Genomic DNA, 20174 nt, shown 5'->3' on the forward strand with positions numbered 1-20174 from the left:
AATAATTTTTAAAGGTTATCCTTCAACTATTTATCTTTTTATAATTCTGAGCTGCGTAAAACAATTTAACCGACCGAAAACGTTATAGTTATTTAAAAAATAATACTTTTGCACCAAATTAAATCCACCATTAATGGCAAGAAAAAACCAAACTTTAGGAGAATTTATTATCGAAAACCAAAAGGATTTTCCGTATGCAAGCGGAGAGCTCTCTCGTTTAATCAACTCTATTAGGCTGGCTGCTAAAATGGTAAATCACGAAGTAAACAAAGCTGGTTTGGTTGATATTACCGGAGCTGTAGGAGAAACAAATGTGCAAGGTGAGGATCAACAAAAACTAGATGTTTTAGCCAACGAGACGTTTATTAATACCCTAACCAATAGGGAGATTGTTTGTGGTATTGCTTCTGAAGAAAATGATGAATTTATTACCATAAAAGGGCAAAAAAATGATCATCGCAATAATTATGTGGTCTTAATGGATCCTTTGGATGGTAGTTCTAATATCGATGTTAATGTGTCGGTAGGGACTATTTTTTCTATATATCGTAGAGTTACTCCGACAGGAACGCCAGTTACTCTAGAAGATTTTTTACAACCAGGTAACTTGCAAGTAGCAGCGGGCTATATCATTTATGGAACCTCGACCATGCTTGTATATACAACTGGACATGGTGTAAATGGTTTCACCCTTAATCCGGCATTAGGGACCTATTATTTATCACACCCCAACATGAAATTTCCTGAAGATGGGCATATCTATTCGGTAAATGAAGGTAATTATATTCATTTCCCGCAAGGGATCAAAGACTATATAAAATACTGCCAGGAAGAAAAAGAAGATCGTCCATACACCTCTAGATATATTGGTTCGCTGGTTAGTGATATACATCGCAATATGATAAAAGGTGGTGTATATTTATATCCAAGTACTTCAAAATCTCCTAATGGTAAACTTCGTTTATTATACGAATGTAACCCGATGGCTTTTATAGCTGAACAAGCTGGCGGAAAAGCAAGTGATGGTTATAAGAGAATATTGGATATTAAACCTACTCAACTCCATGAGCGAACTCCTTTTGTATGTGGCAGCAAAAATATGGTTGAAAAAGTAGAGTCTTTCATGAAATAATTATGATCGTCGATATTTTCTTTACTTCGCTATTCTTTTTTTAAAAGAATAATAATTGATATATTTATATCATCCCATGTTTATTTACCCCATAATTTTAGAATTAAACAACGTTTTCGTTTTTGTAGAACGGAGAGGTTTTTAATTTGATATATTTAACATTATAAGCTGTTTAAACCATAATTTTAACATATTTTATGTTAATTTTACACTGAGTTCACGAAATAAGAATCTAATAAATCAACCAAAATGGCTAAAGAAAATAAGGCTATTGAAGAAAAAATATCTGACGATCCTTCTTCAAAAATAGAAGCAATAAAAAATTTAATATTCGGGGAGAATATCGCCGCATATAACTCTGAGTTCGAACAGGTAAAAAAAGATATTGCTACAAAAAAGAAAGAACTCGAAGACTTTATAGATGATACTCGAAAAGAGTTAAACCAGGCCATCGATAATCTGAGTACAGATATTAACATTAGAATTACCGAGTTAGAAGATAATTTGGCCGATAAAGCAGACCTGCTAGATTCTAAAAAAGTAGACAAAAAAACCTTAGGTGATCTTCTTATCACTTTGGGCGAAAAAATAAGTCAAAAGTAATCCTTCTATCCACAAATTATGGAAGATCAGGATAAACTAAAAATTCTTAAAGAACTTCTTCTTACCGAAGAAAAAGAATACACTGACTCTATTGCTGAAAAAGTAGAAGAGTTAAGCAAGATAGTTTATCAAAAACAAGAACTTTCTCACAAAGTTGATCCCATTATTGATGATAAATTAGATCAGTTTGTAGAAGAAATCCCAAAAACTCTGGGGCCAACAATTACTGAAGCGTTAAAAACCGAAATCAAAAACTCTCAAGACGCAGTGGTCGAAGCACTTTTTCCTATCATCGGAAAAATGATTAAAAAATATATCGCTCATGAAATGAGACTACTGAGCGAAAACATAAGTCGACAAACTAAAAAAGCCTTTTCTTTCAAAAACTGGTTTAGAAGAACAAAAGCCAAAGCTCAAGGGATTACCGAAGGAGATTTAGCGCTATCAGACTATGCAAAACCCAGGCTTATCCAGATGTTGGTTATAGAAAAAAACTCAGGGATTCTAATTGCTGATTATAGTCCTCTATCTGATGGCACTATTGATAATGAAATGGTGGCAGGAATGTTAACCGCAATCAAAAGTTTTGTTGAAGATGCCTTTGAAGGAGGAGATCAAAATCTCGAAACTATAGAATATGAGCTATATACCATCCATATTCAAAATTTTTATTCTTATTATATTGCAGCTGTTATATCTGGAGCATATAGTATAATGTTTAAAGAAGTTTTAGAAGATCAGATCTTGGATTTTGCACAGAATCATATTTCACGTAAAGACTTAGAAAACAATTCGCTTTTTACACAAAAATTAAAAAAACATTTTGCAGATGAAATTGTCTAAAAAAGTAGTGCTTTTAGGACACTTTGGTGTTGGAAAAACGTCATTGTTCAGACGTTTTATTGATAACGAATTTTCTGAAGAATATAAGGTTACCTTAGGAGTTCAAATAAAAAAGAAGGTAATTCAATTACCCAATGGAAAAGAGTTATCCATGATTATTTGGGATACCGAAGGACATTCAAATAGTGTAGAAGACACCCGAAAATCATATCTTTTAGGATCGCATGCATTTATTTATGTATTTGATCTCACCAGAGAGGACACCTATAAAAATCTAAATCAAGATATAGAGTACCTTAAAAAGACATACAATAACGTAACTGTAAAAATCATAGGTAATAAATTAGATTTAGTTAGTGAAAGAGTAATAATTAAGCAACTCAAAGAACTTGACGTTCCTTTTGATTGTTTGACGAGTGCCAGGACCAACAAAAATGTACAAAGGTTCTTTTTAGATCTGGCAGAAGAAATAACAAAATAAGGATCATGAAAAGCGAAGCATTACAATTTGACCAGAAGATCCAACTTATAACCGTTTCTTTTGATGGTATTATCAAGGAAACTGACAACAATCTATTTGATTGGAAAAAAGGATCCTCCATCTATGGCATTCATCCTTTTTTTGAAATCCTAACGCACTTACAAGATGATCAGGATACAAAAGAGTTTAGTTTCCCTTGTATTCATTTCGAAAATAATGGGTCTGAAAATATCTGTGATGTATCCGTAAAAATAGATCTAAGTGAAATAGCCATTGTATTTTTTGATTACACCAATAAATACAATGAACTCAACCAAAGCGCTCAACAAAGAAATGAATCTATTCTAATCTCTAAAGAATTAGAGCTTAAAAACAAATTTTTACTAGAAAAAGAAGAATTTAAAAATAATTTTATTGCCAATATTAATCACGAGATAAGAACACCGCTAACCAGTATTTTAGGTTTTGTTGAAGTTCTCGAAAAGACCAAACTAAGTTTTGATCAAGAGGAACTTACCAGAATTATAAAAAGAGACAGTCAACATCTACACGCACTTATTGACGATATGGTAGATATCTCTAAAATTGAATCTGGAAAACTTAAAATTGTAGAAGAACGATTTGTTTTCAAAGATTTAATAGAAGGGCTTAATGAAGCTTATGCCATCATAGCTGAAGAAAAAAACATCAGTTTTGAAACCCATATTGACCCCAATATTCAAGAATATATTCTTGGAGATAGAATGAGGGTATATCAAATCTTGAATAATCTTCTAAACAATGCTTTTAAATTTACTGAAGAAGGAAAAATTAGCCTTGTCATTACAAAAAACTACCAACGCACCAATAAGCTAAGTATTAATTTTAAGATTGAAGATACAGGAATGGGTATTCTTGAAGAACATCTCGATCATATTTTTGATCGTTTTGCTCGTTTTACAGAGAATAAACAGATTTCTGGAACAGGTCTAGGCTTAGCCATTGTTAAGAACCTAGTTGATAAACTTAATGGCGAAATAAAAGTAAGTAGCGAACCCGAAAAAGGAACTACATTCAATATTAAACTTCCTTTTAAATTTGAAATCACAAAACCAGCTCCAGAACGGAAAAAGAAAAAATATTTTTTGCCTGATACCAAAAAGAAGTTTAGAATTCTATTAGTCGAAGACGAAGAAACTACGCAATATCTGGTCATGAAAATATTAATAAGTCATGGTAGTTTTTATGTTGATCTGGCAATTAATGGTGAAGAAGCCATAAAGTGTATTGAACGACGAAATTATGATCTGGTTTTGATGGATTTAAGAATGTCTAAAGTCGATGGATATCAGGCCACCCATATGATTCGAAACAATTATGGAGACGAGGTTATCTCTGGAGTCCCGATCATTGGTTTTACCTCTAATACTCAAGAAAGCGAAAGGGATAAATGTTTACGATCAGGAATGGATGATTTTATTACCAAGCCGTTTAAGAGAGAAGATTTGATCTACATCATTACAAAACAAATAGCAAAAAAGGCCGCCGATTAGGCCGCCTTTTGTAGTATATCTAGAATAGATACTATATTATCATCTATTCATATTTTTAATTTCTTCTGCAAAAGTATCACCATCTACACCTTTATCTACCAAATTAAGTGCCTTATCAACCACATATTTAGCATTATCAGCTTTAAAACCTAGTCCGATACTTAATTTTTCAAGTAAAACAACCTGATCATCACCTTTAATACTATCTGCATATACCATTCTGGCTAAATCAAATAACCGTTCCAATCTCATATCATAGCTAGTCGGTGGATTGATAGGATGCGTATTATAATCTTTTAAAATTTCTTTATAATTATCCTCGGTAATACTCAATCTGCGTGCTAGTCTTTCAAGGAAAGCCTGCTCTTCATCAGTAATTATTCCATCACTCATTGCAACTCTAACGATTGCTGCAAAATGATCCTGATTTCTTTTCTGAAACCCGCTATCAAATAAATCAGATATTGACATCATGTACTTTTGTTTAATTTGCCGCAAATATAACTAAACTCTACTCCTTTTAAAATTTCTAATGATCCTTTTTTTGGTATATCTTCTTACAATTAAAAGGAACTTTAAAAAATTAATCTTTGGTTTTACAATTAGTCAATTACAATCGCAACTTTAACACATGTTTTGCGTTTCTTAAGAAATACTCGTTTTGTTAAAAATGCATGGAGAATCTCTAATTAAACAATGACAATTAAAAAATCAACCAATACTTGCTTTACAATATGACAATACCTGATTTATCCACTAGGGAGTTCCTCAACTAATATAGAAAGTTGATTTCGAAGAAATCCATAAAATCCAATTCTTGGATTTTTATTATGTAAATCAGTAAATTTGTGCAACCAAAATCTCTATAGATGCCTTATACTATCGAGTTATCGACTATAAAAAACAAGCATTTTACACTTCTGTTTTTTATACTATTCTTAACCTGTAACACTGTACATCTTTTTGCATTTCAATCGCCTCCAGATAGTTTACTCACTAAAGAATATGACTATTTAAGGAAAAGCGTACGTCAAAATGGCAAAAATCCTAAAAAAGCGATACTTTATGCAAGATCTTATCTGTATAAAGCGAAAAAAAATGTCGATACTGTTAAAATAGTAAATGGATTTTATTATCTCTCGGTGCTTGTCGAAGCTCCACTAAAGAGGGAGAAATATACCGATAGTATGATTTTATTTTCAAAAAATCTAAAAACAAAATTTTATCCTGCTCTCGGGTATTTTAATAAAGCTAGAATTGAATATAATAAAGGACACTACAAAAAAGCATTTGATTTATTTCTTAAAACCAATGAAGCCGCAAAAAAGCACGAAAATATACATCTTTTTTATTCTAGCAAACAAAGCATTAGTATATTAAAAAGTAGGATTGGAGAACATAAAACCTCATTACATGAACTCAAAGAATGTTATGACTACTATGCCAAATTTAAGGATAGTGACCCCAGAACATATTTAAGTACATTATTTGCTTTATCTGATGTTTATCAATTAAATAAAAAATTAGACTCGGCTACAACTCTTAATACTTTGGGATATCAAGAATCGATACGATATAATTTAAAAGACTTTAAATACTACTTTACATTAAGCGAAGGGGTTAATTTATTCCATAAAAAAATATATAGTAAAGCTTTGGATAGCTTATCTATTGCTATAGAAAAGTTTAACACTAACCAAGATAAAGCTAACCTTTCTGTAGCCTATTTTTATTTTGGAAAAACATTGTCTGCATTAGATAGAAAAGAAGAAGCTATTGAAGCACACATTAAAGTAGATGATATTTTTCAGGAAATATCTGAAATACTGCCCAATAACAGAGAAAACTATGAAATTCTAATCAATCATTATAAAAAATTAAATGATAAGGATAATCAATTAAAATATATCGAGCAATTAATCTCGGTAGATAGTGTATTACATACCAATTATCGATATCTCATAAAAAACGTAGTACAAAATTATGATACACCCCGGTTGCTTTCAGAAAAACAAGAGATTATTAATAGTTTAGAAACCGAAAAAGACACTTCCTATACTATTATTCTTTTATTGGTCACTTTTAGCTTTTTATTACTTGTTTTATGGTTGATTAATATGCGCAAACAAAGTCTTTACAAACAACGTTTTGAAGAGCTTTATCACGAAAAGACTTCTATCAAAAAAACTCCAGAGCAATCCGCAATAACGAAAGAAAAAAGCACAGTAGCCATACCAGAAGAAATTATAAAGGAAGTACTAAATAAATTAGAAAATTTTGAAAATGAATTAGGATTTACAGAACCTGATTTATCAATAAACATACTCGCAAAGAGATTTAAAACCAATTCTAAATACCTGTCCAAAATTATCAACACATATAAAGAGAAATCGTTTAATTATTACATTAATGATTTAAGGGTAAAAGAATCGATAACCAAACTCAAAACAGATTCTAGATTCAGAAATTATACCATAAAGGCCATAGCTCAAGAAATTGGTTTTAATACCACTGATGCTTTTTCTAAAGCTTTCTATAAAAAAAATGGAATTCATCCCTCCTACTTCATAAAAGAGCTGGAAAAACAATTAAAAACTGAACAAAAACCTTAACATTCATGTAGTTACAAAATTACCCAACAACCTATTGTCAATAAAAACAAATGTTAAGTATGAAAAAAATACAGTAAAGATTACGATATAATTTATATTTGCATTTGGAATATTTTATAAGCAATTAGTATTGCTGGGGAAAACTTTTAAACGAGAAAAGATGGAAAACAAAAAATTAACAATTGAAAAAACAACGATTACAAAGCTCATTAATTTGCATGCGATAAAAGGAGGAAGTTGCGGAACACCACCACCCGATAATACCGTTACGTGCGATGACCAAAATCCAACAGTCACCCAAGTACCACTTCCAGATATTACAGATCAAGGAACACCATAATAATTAAAAGTACTGTAAAAAATGCTTGCGAGGTCTTCCAAAAAATAAGTGAATAGTACATCGACTTATTTTAAGACCGAACACTATATAAAAGGGCAAAAAATCAATTGATTTTTTGCCCTTTTAACTTTTATAGCGCTCCTTTTGCCTTCAACCATTTTACCATCGCAGCCGAAATCTTTTTCCTGTCGATAGCCCCTAAAGGTTTTGTTTTGGCTCCTTTTTGAAGTAAAAGACCAACTATTTCTTTATGATTTTCTGTAACTGCTAATATAAGAGCTGTTTTACCGACACCAATAAGACCAAAGGTTTTTGCTTCAAGGTTTGCACCAGATTGTAGTAGGACTTGTAGCGCTTTTTCGGCATTGTTCTTTGCAGCAAACATAAGTGCAGTCATTCCGTTTATTTTATGGCAAGTTTCTATTTCTGCGTTATTTTCAATCAGAATTTTTACCGTTTCTTCAGCATTTGTTGCTGCTGCTAACATCAAAGCAGTAGCCGGGCCTCCTATACTTTTTTCGTTATAGTAATTCACATTTGCACCTTTTTTAATAAGCAAATCTACCGCAGAATCTGCATTCTGACTACAAGCTTTCATTAGTGGCGTTTCTCCCAAGGCATCTACAGAGTGCACATCGATACTATTTAGATGTTCTAAAAGCTTTTTTATGTTATCTGATACGTTCATAAATCATATTTTAATGATTATCATTCAAGATAAAGACTTAAAATGATATTTCTACACATATCTTATCCTGTACCGAAACTGTCCTTAGTTTTTCTATTAACTTTTCAAGATCTTTTTCCAATTCGTGCTCTTTAAGATAATCCAATACCAGATGTGTATATAAAGCATTTGGTTTGCCCTGAACTATATCAATTAAGGTATTGTATTCTTTTGATTGTACCCAATGTTTCATTTTTATGAATAGAGACAAAGCTTCTTCTGCTATGACCAGTGTTTTTGTTTCTTTATATGGATCCATAGTATTGTAAAAAATACGCTCAAAGGCATTGGTATTACCTCCAGATTGTTTGCATATATAGAGTAATATGGGATCTGTTATCCATTCATTCGTTAGCCATAATCTATCGATCCCATAACAGTGTGTAAATTCGGTCTCTAGCCAGAGTACTTCTTTAACCACTCCTTCTGGATTAACAGAAAGTATATTTGTATTAGGCTGGCCACCCATTTTAAAAAGTGAATGTACATCGTTGATAGCGTTCATTAGATAAATGCCTTTACATATAATGGTTCATAATCTTGTGAAAATACGAAACACAATCGTTAAAAAAGGCATAAATTTATCTATATGCCCTGCATTATTATAAAAATATGAGTCCTCTTTTTTTAGATCTTTTATATCTTTTTACCTCATTTTTAGATTTTATACATGCAACACCAAAAACATCTTTTCGACCTTTCTGATGATATTACCTATCTCAATTGTGCATATATGGCCCCGCAATTAAAATCGGTTTCTGAAGTAGGATTAAAATCTGTAGTGCGTAAAGCCCAACCTGATAAGATATTAGCACATGATTTTTTTAACCAACAAGAGATTTTAAAACAACGGTTTGCACAATTGATCAATGCGCCCGATTATAAAAACACAGCTATTATACCTTCAGTATCTTATGGGATTGCAAATGCCGCCAATAATGTTCGGATCAAGAAAGGAGATGAAATTTTGTTAGTCGATGAGCAATTCCCGAGTAATGTATACGTATGGCGCGAGGTTGCTAAAAAAAATGAGGCAACAATTAAAGTCATATCCCCTCCAAAAGCATTCAAAAATAGAAGTAAAATATGGAACCAAAGTATTCTGGATGCAATAACCAAAAAAACCGCTGTCATTGCCATGTGTAATGTGCATTGGGCCGACGGCACCTTATTTAATCTTAAAGCCATAAGAGAAAAAACAAGATCTGTTTATGCAATGCTGGTTATCGATGGTACACAGAGTATTGGTGCTCTACCTTTTTCAATACAAGAAATTGAACCCGATGCTTTAATTTGTGGAGGATATAAATGGATGCTTGGTCCCTACTCTATTGGGATGGCATACTATAGCGATGCCTTTAATGAAGGAACACCCATAGAACATAGTTGGATGAATCGTTATAACAGTGAAGATTTTGCAGGGCTTACTCAATATGAAGATCGATATCAAGACAAAGCCGCGCGATATTCTGTAGGCGAATCGAGTAATTTTGTGTTGACTCCCATGTTTATAAGAGCTATAGAGCAATTGATAGAATGGACACCTGATGCTATACAACAATATTGCAAAAACATCTCTAGTGATGCCGTACAAAAATTAAGAGAACTTGGATGTTTTATAGAAGAAGATATGTATAGGGCACATCATCTTATTGGAGTGTACTTTCAAGATCAAATGGATATCGAGGCCATAAAAACAAGATTAAAGCATCAGAATATCATCGTTTCTTTAAGAGGAAATGCCATGCGCATATCTCCAAATGTATATAATAAAAAAGAGGATTTAGATAGATTGGTGACACAGTTTAAAGAATAATAAAACATCTATTAAAGAAATACGATAAGTCTAATCAGACAACTGATAGTTGATATGCAAATGAATTTCCTTATGAGTTAATTTCATCAAAAACTTTTTTTGCTTTTTCTTGTATCTCTTCATCAACATGTTTATCACAAATCCATGCCAACTGAGTTGATCCTTCTTCCCAATTGAAAAACAAATTTCTATCCATAAAAACAAGGGTATCCCATAAGATTTTTCGAGCATCACTTTTTAAAGCACTGAGGAGAAAAGGTTTCAGCTCATTTTTCAATTGTTTGAGCCTACTACTATCTAAAATATAAAAGCTCATTATTTTATCAATCATCCTGAAAGATTTGTTTCTTATTTCATCATCTAACGTAATTATCAATGAAAATAGCTTCGTAAAAGGAATAGCGGCAACGAATTGATCATCATATCCATGGTATTTCATTATTCCAAGCAAGCCTAAGTACTTATCGTAAGCAACTGGCGAGGTTATTCTGCTATAAATACTTTTTAAGACCTTAAGAGGAATATGTACATCAACAGGAAAACAATGGGTTTCAAAAAAGTTATCAATATCCTGTTCAATGTAAGTCTCTCTATATTGGGTCAAAAAGAATTCCAGCAAATCATAGTATCTGGCACCCGACAATTCAATTAGCTTTGGGTGCAAAATAACCTGTTCATACATATGGTATACAAGTGATTGTATATACATATGGTCTTTTGAAAAGAGGTGTGCAAAGCCATAAACTTCCTCTAGAAGGATATGATCATCCCAATCTATTTTCTCACCTCGAATTTCTGCCAGAGTTTGCGACTGCATAATATCTACGAGCCGAATTTTATCAACGAGCTCAGTAAAAAAATGCTCTTTAGACAACCGTAATTGCCCATAGTGTAAGTAAAAATTACACTTGGTAATTTTCAATTGATCTATCGAGGTATTGAAAAATGGCATCTGGCTCTCATGGCTGATAATACAGTACTCAAACCTGCACCCGTCTAGCGTTGTACTAGAAAAATTACTAGCATCCAACCTACATGCAAAGAAAACGCAATTACTCAAATCAAGGCCAGTCAAATCACAAGCAGTCAAATCACTGAACAATACTTCAGTACCCGGTTGAAGGTATCGTCTGTAGCTATCAAATGCTTTATGAATGCCAAAAAATCTCATTGTTTTTTTTATTATATAATTAAGTTCTTAATATACATATACATTCATATTTTTAGTGCCAATCAAATCCGGATAGGATGATATTTTATATTACGAATAGGTTCCTAGCACATACATTATAGAGACAATGCCCGAACAAAAACCCAAATCTCTAAATAGTCAATAGGTGAAATCTGACAAGGGTTCAAAAACTAAACCTTCAAGGTTGGCCTTTTCAATAATACCTTTAAGCCTAGCACTCACAATAATTTCAGTATATATCTCTTCTAATCACTAATGTATATTTTGTTTTAAGATATTATAAAAAATTATAATTTAAATTATGATATACAAAAGAAGACGTAAATAGATTAATCACTCAGCTTAGTTAATAAATACATCTATAATCATTAAGGAGGGGGGGTACTTGGGTAAGTACCCCCCTCCACTTCAACAAGTACCCCTCCCCACTTCGTTACCGGGATGACCCGCAAAGTTTGTTAAAGAACCCGGTAGATTAGTAGGAAGGGGTACTTCAATTGTTAAAGCTTCCTGCAACTTCGTCAGTTGCCCTGGTAGATTTGCGAGTCGGCCCGGTAGCTTTGTCAGTTGACCCACTTCATTTGCAGGTCAATGCGGTAAATTTGCAGTAAGACCTATGATTTTTGAAGTTTGACTCCCAAATATTGGTATACAACGTATCTTTTTTGAAGTCAAGAGTTTAAAAATTGACTAGCAGACAAAGGTTTTTGTAGTGTTATTAGTGATTTTCGCATGCATACATCCCGCAATCAATTTAAAAACATTTTATTCAACAATTTTAACCACATCGATTCAATACTTATATTTGCCCAAAAATCCTTGTTACGTGAGTAAAACCCTAATCACGCAAACTTTTGTACAGTCTTTGCCATTGCAGAAACTGGGAAAAGCTATTGCCCAGCCCCAAGCAAAAACGCATCTCCAAGGCCTTATAGGATCATCACTATCATTTGTAATTGAAAACCTATTTGCAACAAGTGACACTCCTTTTCTTTGTATTTTTAATGATAAAGAAGAAGCTGCATATTATCTCAATGACCTTGAGCAATTATTAGGCGATAAAAATGTACTCTTCTATCCGGGCAGTTATCGCAGGCCCTATCAAATTGAAGAAACCGATAACGCCAATGTACTATTACGAGCAGAAGTATTAAACCGAATAAATTCAAGAAAGAAACCGGCATTAATCATTACCTATCCCGACGCATTATTCGAGAAGGTTGTTACCCGAAAAGAGCTGGAAAAAAACACCTTAAAAATTGCAAACGGCGACACGCTATCTCTTGATTTTGTAAACGAAGTATTATTCGAATACCAATTTCAAAGAGTAGATTTTGTGACCGAACCCGGAGAGTTTTCAGTACGAGGGGGGATCGTAGATGTTTTTTCTTTTAGTAATGACGAACCCTATCGTATAGAATTTTTTGGAGACGAGGTCGATAGCATTAGAACGTTTGATGTAGAAACGCAATTATCAACAGATCAAATCAAAAAAATTACGGTAATCCCAAATGTAGAAAACAAAGCCATGCAAGAAACCCGCGAGAGTTTCTTAAAATATATTGCTGCTAAAACCATAGTTTTTGCCAAAGATATTGACTTGCTTTCTGCCAGGATAGATAAGAATTTTGAAAAAGCCAAAGAAGCCTTTAGTACCCTTTCTGAAGATATTAAACACAGTACTCCTGATGAACTTTTTGCTACTTCAGATCTCATCAAAAAACAGTTGCTTGATTTTACTTTGGTTGAAATCGGCAACCAACCCTTGACCAAGGCCGATTATGCTATAAAATTTGAGACCAAACCCCAGCCCTCTTTCAATAAACAATTTGATCTACTCATTCAAAACCTGAATGAGAATCATGAAAATGGTTATAAGAATTATATCTTTTGCGTTAGCGAACAACAAGCCAAGCGTTTCCATGACATTTTTGACGACGCAGATCTTGACGTAAAACAATACGAAACCATTGTTTTTTCTGCTTACCAAGGGTTTATTGATCACCATCAGAAGATAGCTTGCTATACCGATCATCAAATCTTTGAGCGGTACCATAAATTTAATCTTAAGAATGGATATGCTAAAAAACAAGCAATTACTCTTAAAGAATTAACTAATCTAGAAGTTGGAGATTATGTAACCCACATTGATCATGGGATTGGAAAATTTGGTGGACTACAAAAAATCGATGTCGAAGGTAAAAAACAAGAGGCTATTAAACTGATCTATGGAGAAAGGGATGTGCTTTATCTAAGCATCCATTCACTTCATAAAATCTCCAAATTTAATGGTAAAGACGGAAAAGCTCCGCAGATTTATAAACTAGGATCAAAAGCCTGGAAAACTCTGAAGCAAAAGACCAAAGCCAGAGTAAAACATATTGCTTTTAATCTTATACAACTATACGCAAAGCGAAAACTGCAAAAAGGATTTCAATATGCCCCCGATAGTTACTTGCAACACGAATTAGAAGCTTCTTTCATCTACGAAGACACCCCTGATCAAAGTACAGCTACCGAAGCTGTAAAAGCCGACATGGAAAGCGAGCGACCTATGGATCGTCTGATCTGTGGAGATGTTGGTTTCGGTAAAACCGAAGTTGCCATACGCGCCGCTTTTAAAGCCGTTGATAACGGTAAACAAGTAGCGGTGTTAGTCCCTACAACAATTCTTGCTTTTCAACATGCAAAAACATTTAGAGAACGGTTAAAAGATTTCCCTGTAGTGGTAGATTATATAAATCGCTTCCGCACTGCGAAACAAAAAAGAGAAACACTAGAGGATCTTGCTGCAGGAAAAGTAGATATTATTATCGGCACACATCAATTAGTCAATAAAAATGTAAAATTTAAAGACCTCGGATTACTGGTTATCGATGAAGAACAAAAATTTGGAGTATCTGTAAAAGATAAACTAAAAACCATCAAAGAGAATGTAGATACCCTTACATTAACTGCTACTCCTATACCCAGAACATTGCAGTTTAGTTTGATGGCTGCTAGAGATCTTTCTACTATTACAACTCCTCCACCAAATCGTTATCCTATTGAAACCAATGTTATACGATTTACCGAAGAAACCATACGTGATGCTGTAAGTTATGAGATACAACGCGGTGGACAAGTATTTTTTATTCATAACCGAATCGAAAACATCAAAGAGGTTGCAGGAATGATACAACGCCTGGTACCCGATGCCAAGGTGGGTGTGGGTCATGGGCAGATGGAAGGTAAAAAATTAGAAGGCCTGATGCTTTCTTTTATGAATGGCGAATTTGATGTATTAGTCTCTACAACAATTGTTGAAAGTGGACTTGATGTGCCTAATGCAAATACCATTTTTATCAATAATGCTAACAACTTTGGGGTATCAGACCTACACCAAATGCGAGGACGTGTGGGTAGAAGTAACAAAAAAGCCTTTTGTTACTTTATTACTCCCCCTTATTCTGCAATGACCGAAGACGCCCGTAAACGAATTACTGCATTAGAGCAATTCTCTGAACTAGGTAGCGGATTTAACATCGCTATGAAAGATCTTGAAATTAGAGGCGCTGGAGATTTATTAGGAGGTGAACAAAGTGGATTTATTAATGAAATTGGATTCGATACCTATCAAAAAATCCTAAATGAAGCTATTGAAGAATTAAAGGAAAATGAATTTAAAGAGTTGTATGAAGATAACGCTAAAGACAAGGTATTTCTCAAAGATACTCAAATCGACACCGATTTTGAGTTATTGTTCCCCGATGATTATATCAACAATATTACCGAGCGTTTAAACCTGTATACCGAGCTTAATAACATTAAAAATGAAGAAAGCTTACAGGGGTATGAAAAACGCTTAGTAGATCGTTTTGGCGAATTGCCAGATCAAGCTATAGACTTGTTAAATTCTGTTCGTATTAAATGGATTGCAACTTCTATTGGTTTGGAAAAAATCATCATGAAACAGGGCAAATTAGTTGGATATTTTATTAGTGATCAACAATCAGAGTTTTATCAAAGTCTTGCATTCTCAAAAGTGCTTCAGTTTGTGCAACAAAATCCAGGGGTTTGTAAAATGAAAGAAAAGGAAACAAGAAATGGATTGCGGTTATTACTAACTTTTGAAAATATTGATGCTGTTGATAAAGCTTTTAAAGTACTACAACCTTTAAAGATTAATCCCCAAACTGAAACTATAAAATAAAAACATCAACTCAACCACAAAAGCTTCGAATACGCTGTTATACCTCAATTGTCGGGTTAATGGCGGGTGAAAGACCTGCTAAAAAATTTGAGAACCTAATGTTATAATTTAATATTGCTGAAGAAAATGAAAACAAGTTCTGGTGATCACAGAAATACAACTAAAAACTTACAAATCATGAAACAGCCAGCATTAGGTGTAAAAATATCTGAACTCAGAAAGTCGAAGGGGCTTACACAAGAAGAACTCGTAGAACAATGTAACATTAGTGTAAGAACCATTCAAAGAATTGAAGCGGGAGAAGTTACTCCCAGAAGTTATACTATCAAGACTATTCTATCGGCTTTAGATTATGACCTAAGTAATATTCAGGCTGAAAATTCTTCGATTACTCAAGAATTTAAAAAGCTTCTTTTATTGGATATAGACAATAGTAAAGAGGTTGGTTTTTTAACACGCCAACTTTCAATTTCATGGATTAGTGGTATTGTATATTTTATTCTTGGATTCGCAGAGTTTACAATGGATTTCTATAGGCATTTTCAAGGTGAAATGATTACCAACAATATGGTCTACACAGTAACTAAACTTAGTATTCTTATCTCAATTATTCTATTTTATCGCGGATTTATTCTGAGCGGCAAAATTTTCAAAAACTATCTATTACGAATAACAGCATTCATTTTAGTATTTATCAGCTGTATTTTTTATGCATATGATATCTTATCACTTTATATAGGTGCAATTGATCCAGAATTTATATTAGGTGCAGAAGCCGTAACTTTTGGAATCATCGGAATATTGTTTGGAATTTCTGTGCTGCGTTTAAAAAACCCTTTAGGAACCATCGCAACCACAACCGGTATTTTTGAAATTATTACATATGCCTGCCTAGTCACCATATTTTTATCGGTAGTGGGTATGGTATTACTTACACCAACCATAATTCTAGAAATTATTTTACTATATAAAGTTTCTCAAATGCTAAAGGCTAAACAAAAAGAATTTAGCGCCTCCTAATTCTTATTCAACTTTTAAAAAAACTAAAAAATCACTTAATCCTATTGGGTGAACAGGCAAAATACACCCTAATTTTAAATGTTAATTATCATGAAAAAAATCTATATCATTAGTTCTGTATGTATCGTATTTCTTTTAAGCTATTTTTTATTCGAACCTGTCTTTAATTATACCACAGGTTGGTTTGATCTTCCTGAGACAGAACATATATCCCCAGTTATTAAGCATACCGATTCAATTTCAGAAAAAGCAGATCATCTTTTAAAAACTATCCATACAAACCTTAACACTCCTGCAGTATCTGTAGCTGTAAGCTCAAACAAGAGAATTATTTGGTCAAACGCTGTTGGATATAAAGACGTCGAGCATAAGATTTCAGTAACAACCGATACAAAATTTAGAATCGGGAGTACCTCTAAAGCTGTAACATCTCTTGGAATAGGAGTTCTACTCGAAAACGAGGATCTGAATTTACATTCAGCGGTTAAAGATTTTGTGCCTTATGCCAGCGATAATCTCAAACCCATTACTCTAAAAGAACTTGCATCGCACACCTCTGGAATTCGCAATTATGGTACTTGTTTCTGTTTTCCTATCTGGGAGTATTATAACAATAACGAGTATGATACCGTTGAAGAGAGTGTTGCTATTTTTAATGGAGATGATTTACTATTCAATCCAGGAGCAGGTTTTAGTTACAGTTCGTATAATTATACGCTACTAAGTGCTATGATAGAAGGAGCTTCAAAAATGGATTTCGAAAGTTTTATGACCAAAAAAGTATTTGAACCTTTGAAGATAACCGATATTATATTTGAAAAAGAGAATATTGAATCATCAACAATCTCAAAGTTTTATGATGTAGAAGGTGTTAAGACAAAAGAAAGCTTTAGCGTAAATAACAGTAATAAATGGGCCGGAGGTGGGCTAATAGCAACGCCTTCAAGTCTTGTAACATTAGGTAAAGCACTACTTAATTCTGAACTTTTCTCAAAAAAGACCATGACGTCTTTGATAACACCAGTAGAATTAAAAGATGGTCAAGTAAATGAACAAAATTATGCTATTGGCTGGCGTCATGATATCGTAACAAATAAACTTGGCAATGACAAACCTGTACAAACTCTTCATCACGGCGGAACGGCAACGGGTTCTACTTCGTTATTAATTTTGTTTCCAGAGTACAACTTGTCGATATCCATTGTAATGAATCGAAGTGGTTCCTCTTCAGAGTTATTTGAGCATGTGTATAATATTGCCAAATTGTTTATTCCTAATAATTAAAACTCATGGAGGATCCATATAACACAAGCAAAGATTAATATAAACCTCACAGGTTTTAGATACCTGTGAGGTTTGTAGTTTGTAAAGCATCTATAGTAATTTGGGTTTCTAAAAGTTAAAGGCCCCCAAATCTTTGTGCCGTTTCTGGGTAAATGGATAGAATCAAAAGTTTTCTCTATTACCTATGATTAGCATACACCAAAGCCTTATTGCTATTTTGAAGCAGAGTACGATCCATATCTAATAATTCGGCCTGATTAGATTCAAAAAAACATTCTTCTACTTGCTTTTCTGTTCTTACCCCAATTACAGCAGAACTAATTGCAGAGTGTTTCAAAACATATTGAATGCTTGTTTGACATATTGGTTTAGATTCTTCTGAAATTTCTTTTACAGCTTGTATTGTTTCTTCAACTTCAGCCTTGGTATAATCAAGATACTTAGAGGATGTTTTACCTGCCAACAATCCTTTGGCTAATACACCTCTTGCAAGTACTCCTATATTGTTTTTCTGAAGTAGTTTCAGGCATTCTTCTTCGGGTCTTCGATCCAACAAACTATATTGCATCATCACACTTACTATATTAGATCGTTTAACATATTCTCTGATCACATTGGGCCGAATAGAGGAGATCCCATAAAATCTTATTTTCCCTTGTTGTTGTAGTATTTCAAAAGCCTCAATAGTCTCATCTATCGGGTCATCCATGGTTCCTCCGTGCAATTGGTATAAATCTATATAATCGGTTTGCATTCGTTGCAAACTTTGATCAACAGATTTTAGAATATAGTCTTTAGATGGATTCCAATCCCAACCACTTCCATTGTCTCGCCATTCATTTCCCACTTTGGTAGCCAGAATGACTTTATCCCGATAACCTTTCAGGGCTTCTCCTACTAAAACCTCATTTTGACCTTTATTATACAGGTCAGCAGTATCAAAAAAGTTAACACCAAGATCGATTGCTTTGTGAATCAGTTTTTTTGCCGATTGAAAATTATTTTCTAAGGACATACAGCCGAAAGAAATTTCGCTGATCTCCATATCTGACTTCCCCAATTTTCTGCAATTCATTAGCCAAAATTTGAAAAGACCACAAAGGCTTTAAAAACCTTTGGGTCTATGAATAACTATGTTCTAATGTGCAAGGTAAAAAACAGAGAATATGTTAGCAAAAAAACTGCTATACTTCTACCCAAATACCATTAACACAATCTAATTGTACTACACCTCCGAAACAGGGTATTAAAACAAATCTGGAACAACATCTTTCTCCTGCACTAGGACAGATCTCATTGTCAGACAAACCTCCATTAACACTTTTTTGAGCTTCTTTTTTTAGCTCCTTTATTCCGTTTAATTTTAAAATTGATTGTAACATAATTGATATAATTTAAATTAATCTTATTCTATACTTTATACCCTATAACTTTATCTTTCGGAGCCCCCCTACTCCAGTATATTCAGATATGTACAGGGTTCTTTTATACTTATTAGATGAAATTCCGTTAGGGTTACTAAAAGAAGCCTCAAGTAGTGGCCCATCAATTTGGGTGGCCTCTCCATTACCTGCGATTATGTCTATTGTACCATCTAGAGTCACTTTAAAAATGTAGTTCACCGCTATTCCGGTAGCATAAATTACATCATTGATAACCGTAATATATCCAATACCAAAATTTTGAATTACAATATCTGGAATGTTAGCGATGAGCGAAATAACGCCATCAGAGTCAATAGAATATATATCTGCCGTAATGAAATTAGCTACGATTACATTTCCTTTACTATCCAGGTCTATCCCAACGCCTCCTGCAAGCCTTGGATCTGTTGCTAGCGTGAATACATCTCCATCAGGAGTAATTTTATGTACTGTAGGAGCAGTATAGTTAGATATGTACAAATTATCATCATGATCAATAGCTATACTGCTTGGCCAACCCTCAATAGAAGCAATAACTTCTCTTTCTCCTGTTTGAGAAATTCGTAATACTTCACCTCTAACAGTATTATTGTCATTATTGATATACAAGTTACCTTTAGAGTCTTTGGCGGTTCCCATTGGACCCGACAAACCTGTTATTGTATCTAATATTTCCCCTTTGGGTGACACTTTAAATACTCGGGTGCCATTACCGCCAGTATTTACAAACCTTCCATATTCGGATACATAAATGAATCCTTTCCTATCCACAGAAACTGCCCCATTTGCAGCAAAATTGCTAATCAAGGTTTCTACTTCAGAATCTGGATCAATACCATCGCCATAACAAGATGATAGGCATATAGGAAGAGTAAAAAGAAGAATAAAAAATAACGATCTTAAAGCGGTTATTTTGAAGTGTGTTTTCATTGTATTGGTTTTTTGAAGTTTTGGTGAAAATACGTTCAAAAACCAA

The 20174-nt window shown here is 33.5% G+C and carries 18 protein-coding genes; 11 read left to right on the plus strand and 7 right to left on the minus strand.

Features of this window, described 5'->3' with window-relative positions; all coding sequences use genetic code 11:
- Nucleotides 1-133: 133 nt before the first annotated feature.
- From fbp to JJQ60_RS10525, 5 genes are all read left to right on the plus strand, one after another.
- A complete protein-coding gene (gene fbp / locus JJQ60_RS10505) occupies nucleotides 134-1132 on the plus strand; it encodes a class 1 fructose-bisphosphatase (protein ID WP_201919414.1) in 999 nt (332 codons plus the stop codon).
- A 249-nt stretch (nucleotides 1133-1381) separates the two neighbouring features.
- Complete coding sequence (locus tag JJQ60_RS10510) at nucleotides 1382-1735, plus strand: fructose 1,6-bisphosphatase (protein ID WP_201919416.1); 354 nt, start codon at nucleotides 1382-1384, stop codon at nucleotides 1733-1735.
- Nucleotides 1736-1753: 18 nt separating this feature from the next.
- A complete protein-coding gene (locus JJQ60_RS10515; protein ID WP_201919418.1) occupies nucleotides 1754-2578 on the plus strand; it encodes a cell envelope biogenesis protein OmpA in 825 nt (274 codons plus the stop codon).
- Entirely contained in the window at nucleotides 2565-3059 is a 495-nt protein-coding gene (locus tag JJQ60_RS10520; protein WP_201919421.1) for a Rab family GTPase, read from the plus strand. The genes JJQ60_RS10515 and JJQ60_RS10520 overlap by 14 nt, the downstream gene beginning before the upstream one ends.
- A 5-nt stretch (nucleotides 3060-3064) precedes the next feature.
- Nucleotides 3065-4591 carry an ATP-binding response regulator gene (locus tag JJQ60_RS10525; RefSeq protein ID WP_201919423.1) on the plus strand — a complete coding sequence of 509 codons (1527 nt, stop codon included), beginning with the start codon at nucleotides 3065-3067 and terminating at the stop codon, nucleotides 4589-4591.
- A 39-nt stretch (nucleotides 4592-4630) separates the two neighbouring features.
- Here the strand turns inward: JJQ60_RS10525 and JJQ60_RS10530 are convergent, their stop codons facing one another.
- On the minus strand, nucleotides 4631-5062 hold the full coding sequence (locus JJQ60_RS10530) for a tellurite resistance TerB family protein (protein WP_201919713.1): 432 nt from the start codon (nucleotides 5060-5062) through the stop codon (nucleotides 4631-4633).
- 398 nt (nucleotides 5063-5460) lie between these two features.
- Here JJQ60_RS10530 and JJQ60_RS10535 point away from each other — a divergent pair, with 398 nt between their 5' ends.
- Together JJQ60_RS10535 and JJQ60_RS10540 are read left to right on the plus strand one after the other, a co-directional pair.
- Nucleotides 5461-7203 (plus strand): helix-turn-helix domain-containing protein, encoded by a 1743-nt coding sequence (locus JJQ60_RS10535; RefSeq protein ID WP_201919425.1) that lies wholly within the window; start codon nucleotides 5461-5463, stop codon nucleotides 7201-7203.
- A 160-nt stretch (nucleotides 7204-7363) separates the two neighbouring features.
- Nucleotides 7364-7543 (plus strand): hypothetical protein, encoded by a 180-nt coding sequence (locus JJQ60_RS10540; RefSeq protein WP_201919427.1) that lies wholly within the window; start codon nucleotides 7364-7366, stop codon nucleotides 7541-7543.
- Between the two features lie 130 nt (nucleotides 7544-7673).
- Here the strand turns inward: JJQ60_RS10540 and JJQ60_RS10545 are convergent, their stop codons facing one another.
- Both JJQ60_RS10545 and JJQ60_RS10550 read right to left on the minus strand, forming a co-directional pair.
- Nucleotides 7674-8231 carry an ankyrin repeat domain-containing protein gene (locus JJQ60_RS10545; RefSeq protein ID WP_201919428.1) on the minus strand — a complete coding sequence of 186 codons (558 nt, stop codon included), beginning with the start codon at nucleotides 8229-8231 and terminating at the stop codon, nucleotides 7674-7676.
- Between the two features lie 37 nt (nucleotides 8232-8268).
- Complete coding sequence (locus tag JJQ60_RS10550) at nucleotides 8269-8775, minus strand: hypothetical protein (RefSeq protein WP_201919430.1); 507 nt, start codon at nucleotides 8773-8775, stop codon at nucleotides 8269-8271.
- 165 nt (nucleotides 8776-8940) lie between these two features.
- Between JJQ60_RS10550 and JJQ60_RS10555 the strand changes: the two genes are divergently transcribed.
- Entirely contained in the window at nucleotides 8941-10086 is a 1146-nt protein-coding gene (locus JJQ60_RS10555; RefSeq protein ID WP_201919432.1) for an aminotransferase class V-fold PLP-dependent enzyme, read from the plus strand.
- 70 nt (nucleotides 10087-10156) lie between these two features.
- Here JJQ60_RS10555 and JJQ60_RS10560 read toward each other — a convergent pair whose 3' ends face one another.
- Entirely contained in the window at nucleotides 10157-11257 is a 1101-nt protein-coding gene (locus tag JJQ60_RS10560) for a pentapeptide repeat-containing protein (RefSeq protein WP_201919434.1), read from the minus strand.
- Nucleotides 11258-12104: 847 nt separating this feature from the next.
- Between JJQ60_RS10560 and mfd the strand changes: the two genes are divergently transcribed.
- From mfd to JJQ60_RS10575, 3 genes are all read left to right on the plus strand, one after another.
- Nucleotides 12105-15470: a transcription-repair coupling factor gene (mfd, locus tag JJQ60_RS10565; protein ID WP_201919436.1), complete on the plus strand. Its 3366-nt coding sequence runs from the start codon at nucleotides 12105-12107 to the stop codon at nucleotides 15468-15470.
- A 177-nt stretch (nucleotides 15471-15647) separates the two neighbouring features.
- Nucleotides 15648-16490: a helix-turn-helix domain-containing protein gene (locus tag JJQ60_RS10570; protein WP_201919438.1), complete on the plus strand. Its 843-nt coding sequence runs from the start codon at nucleotides 15648-15650 to the stop codon at nucleotides 16488-16490.
- A 90-nt stretch (nucleotides 16491-16580) separates the two neighbouring features.
- Entirely contained in the window at nucleotides 16581-17774 is a 1194-nt protein-coding gene (locus tag JJQ60_RS10575; protein ID WP_201919440.1) for a serine hydrolase domain-containing protein, read from the plus strand.
- Between the two features lie 178 nt (nucleotides 17775-17952).
- Here the strand turns inward: JJQ60_RS10575 and JJQ60_RS10580 are convergent, their stop codons facing one another.
- The 3 genes from JJQ60_RS10580 to JJQ60_RS10590 all read right to left on the minus strand — a co-directional run bounded on the left by JJQ60_RS10580 (nucleotide 17953) and on the right by JJQ60_RS10590 (nucleotide 20128).
- The gene (locus JJQ60_RS10580) at nucleotides 17953-18849 is read right to left on the minus strand and encodes an aldo/keto reductase (RefSeq protein ID WP_201919442.1); all 897 of its coding nucleotides are present in this window, start codon (nucleotides 18847-18849) and stop codon (nucleotides 17953-17955) included.
- 109 nt (nucleotides 18850-18958) lie between these two features.
- Nucleotides 18959-19156: a hypothetical protein gene (locus JJQ60_RS10585; protein WP_201919444.1), complete on the minus strand. Its 198-nt coding sequence runs from the start codon at nucleotides 19154-19156 to the stop codon at nucleotides 18959-18961.
- Nucleotides 19157-19198: 42 nt separating this feature from the next.
- Complete coding sequence (locus JJQ60_RS10590; protein ID WP_201919446.1) at nucleotides 19199-20128, minus strand: NHL repeat-containing protein; 930 nt, start codon at nucleotides 20126-20128, stop codon at nucleotides 19199-19201.
- Nucleotides 20129-20174 lie beyond the last annotated feature (46 nt).

The organism is Aquimarina mytili, assembly GCF_016735115.1.
GTDB classification, from domain to species: domain Bacteria; phylum Bacteroidota; class Bacteroidia; order Flavobacteriales; family Flavobacteriaceae; genus Aquimarina; species Aquimarina mytili.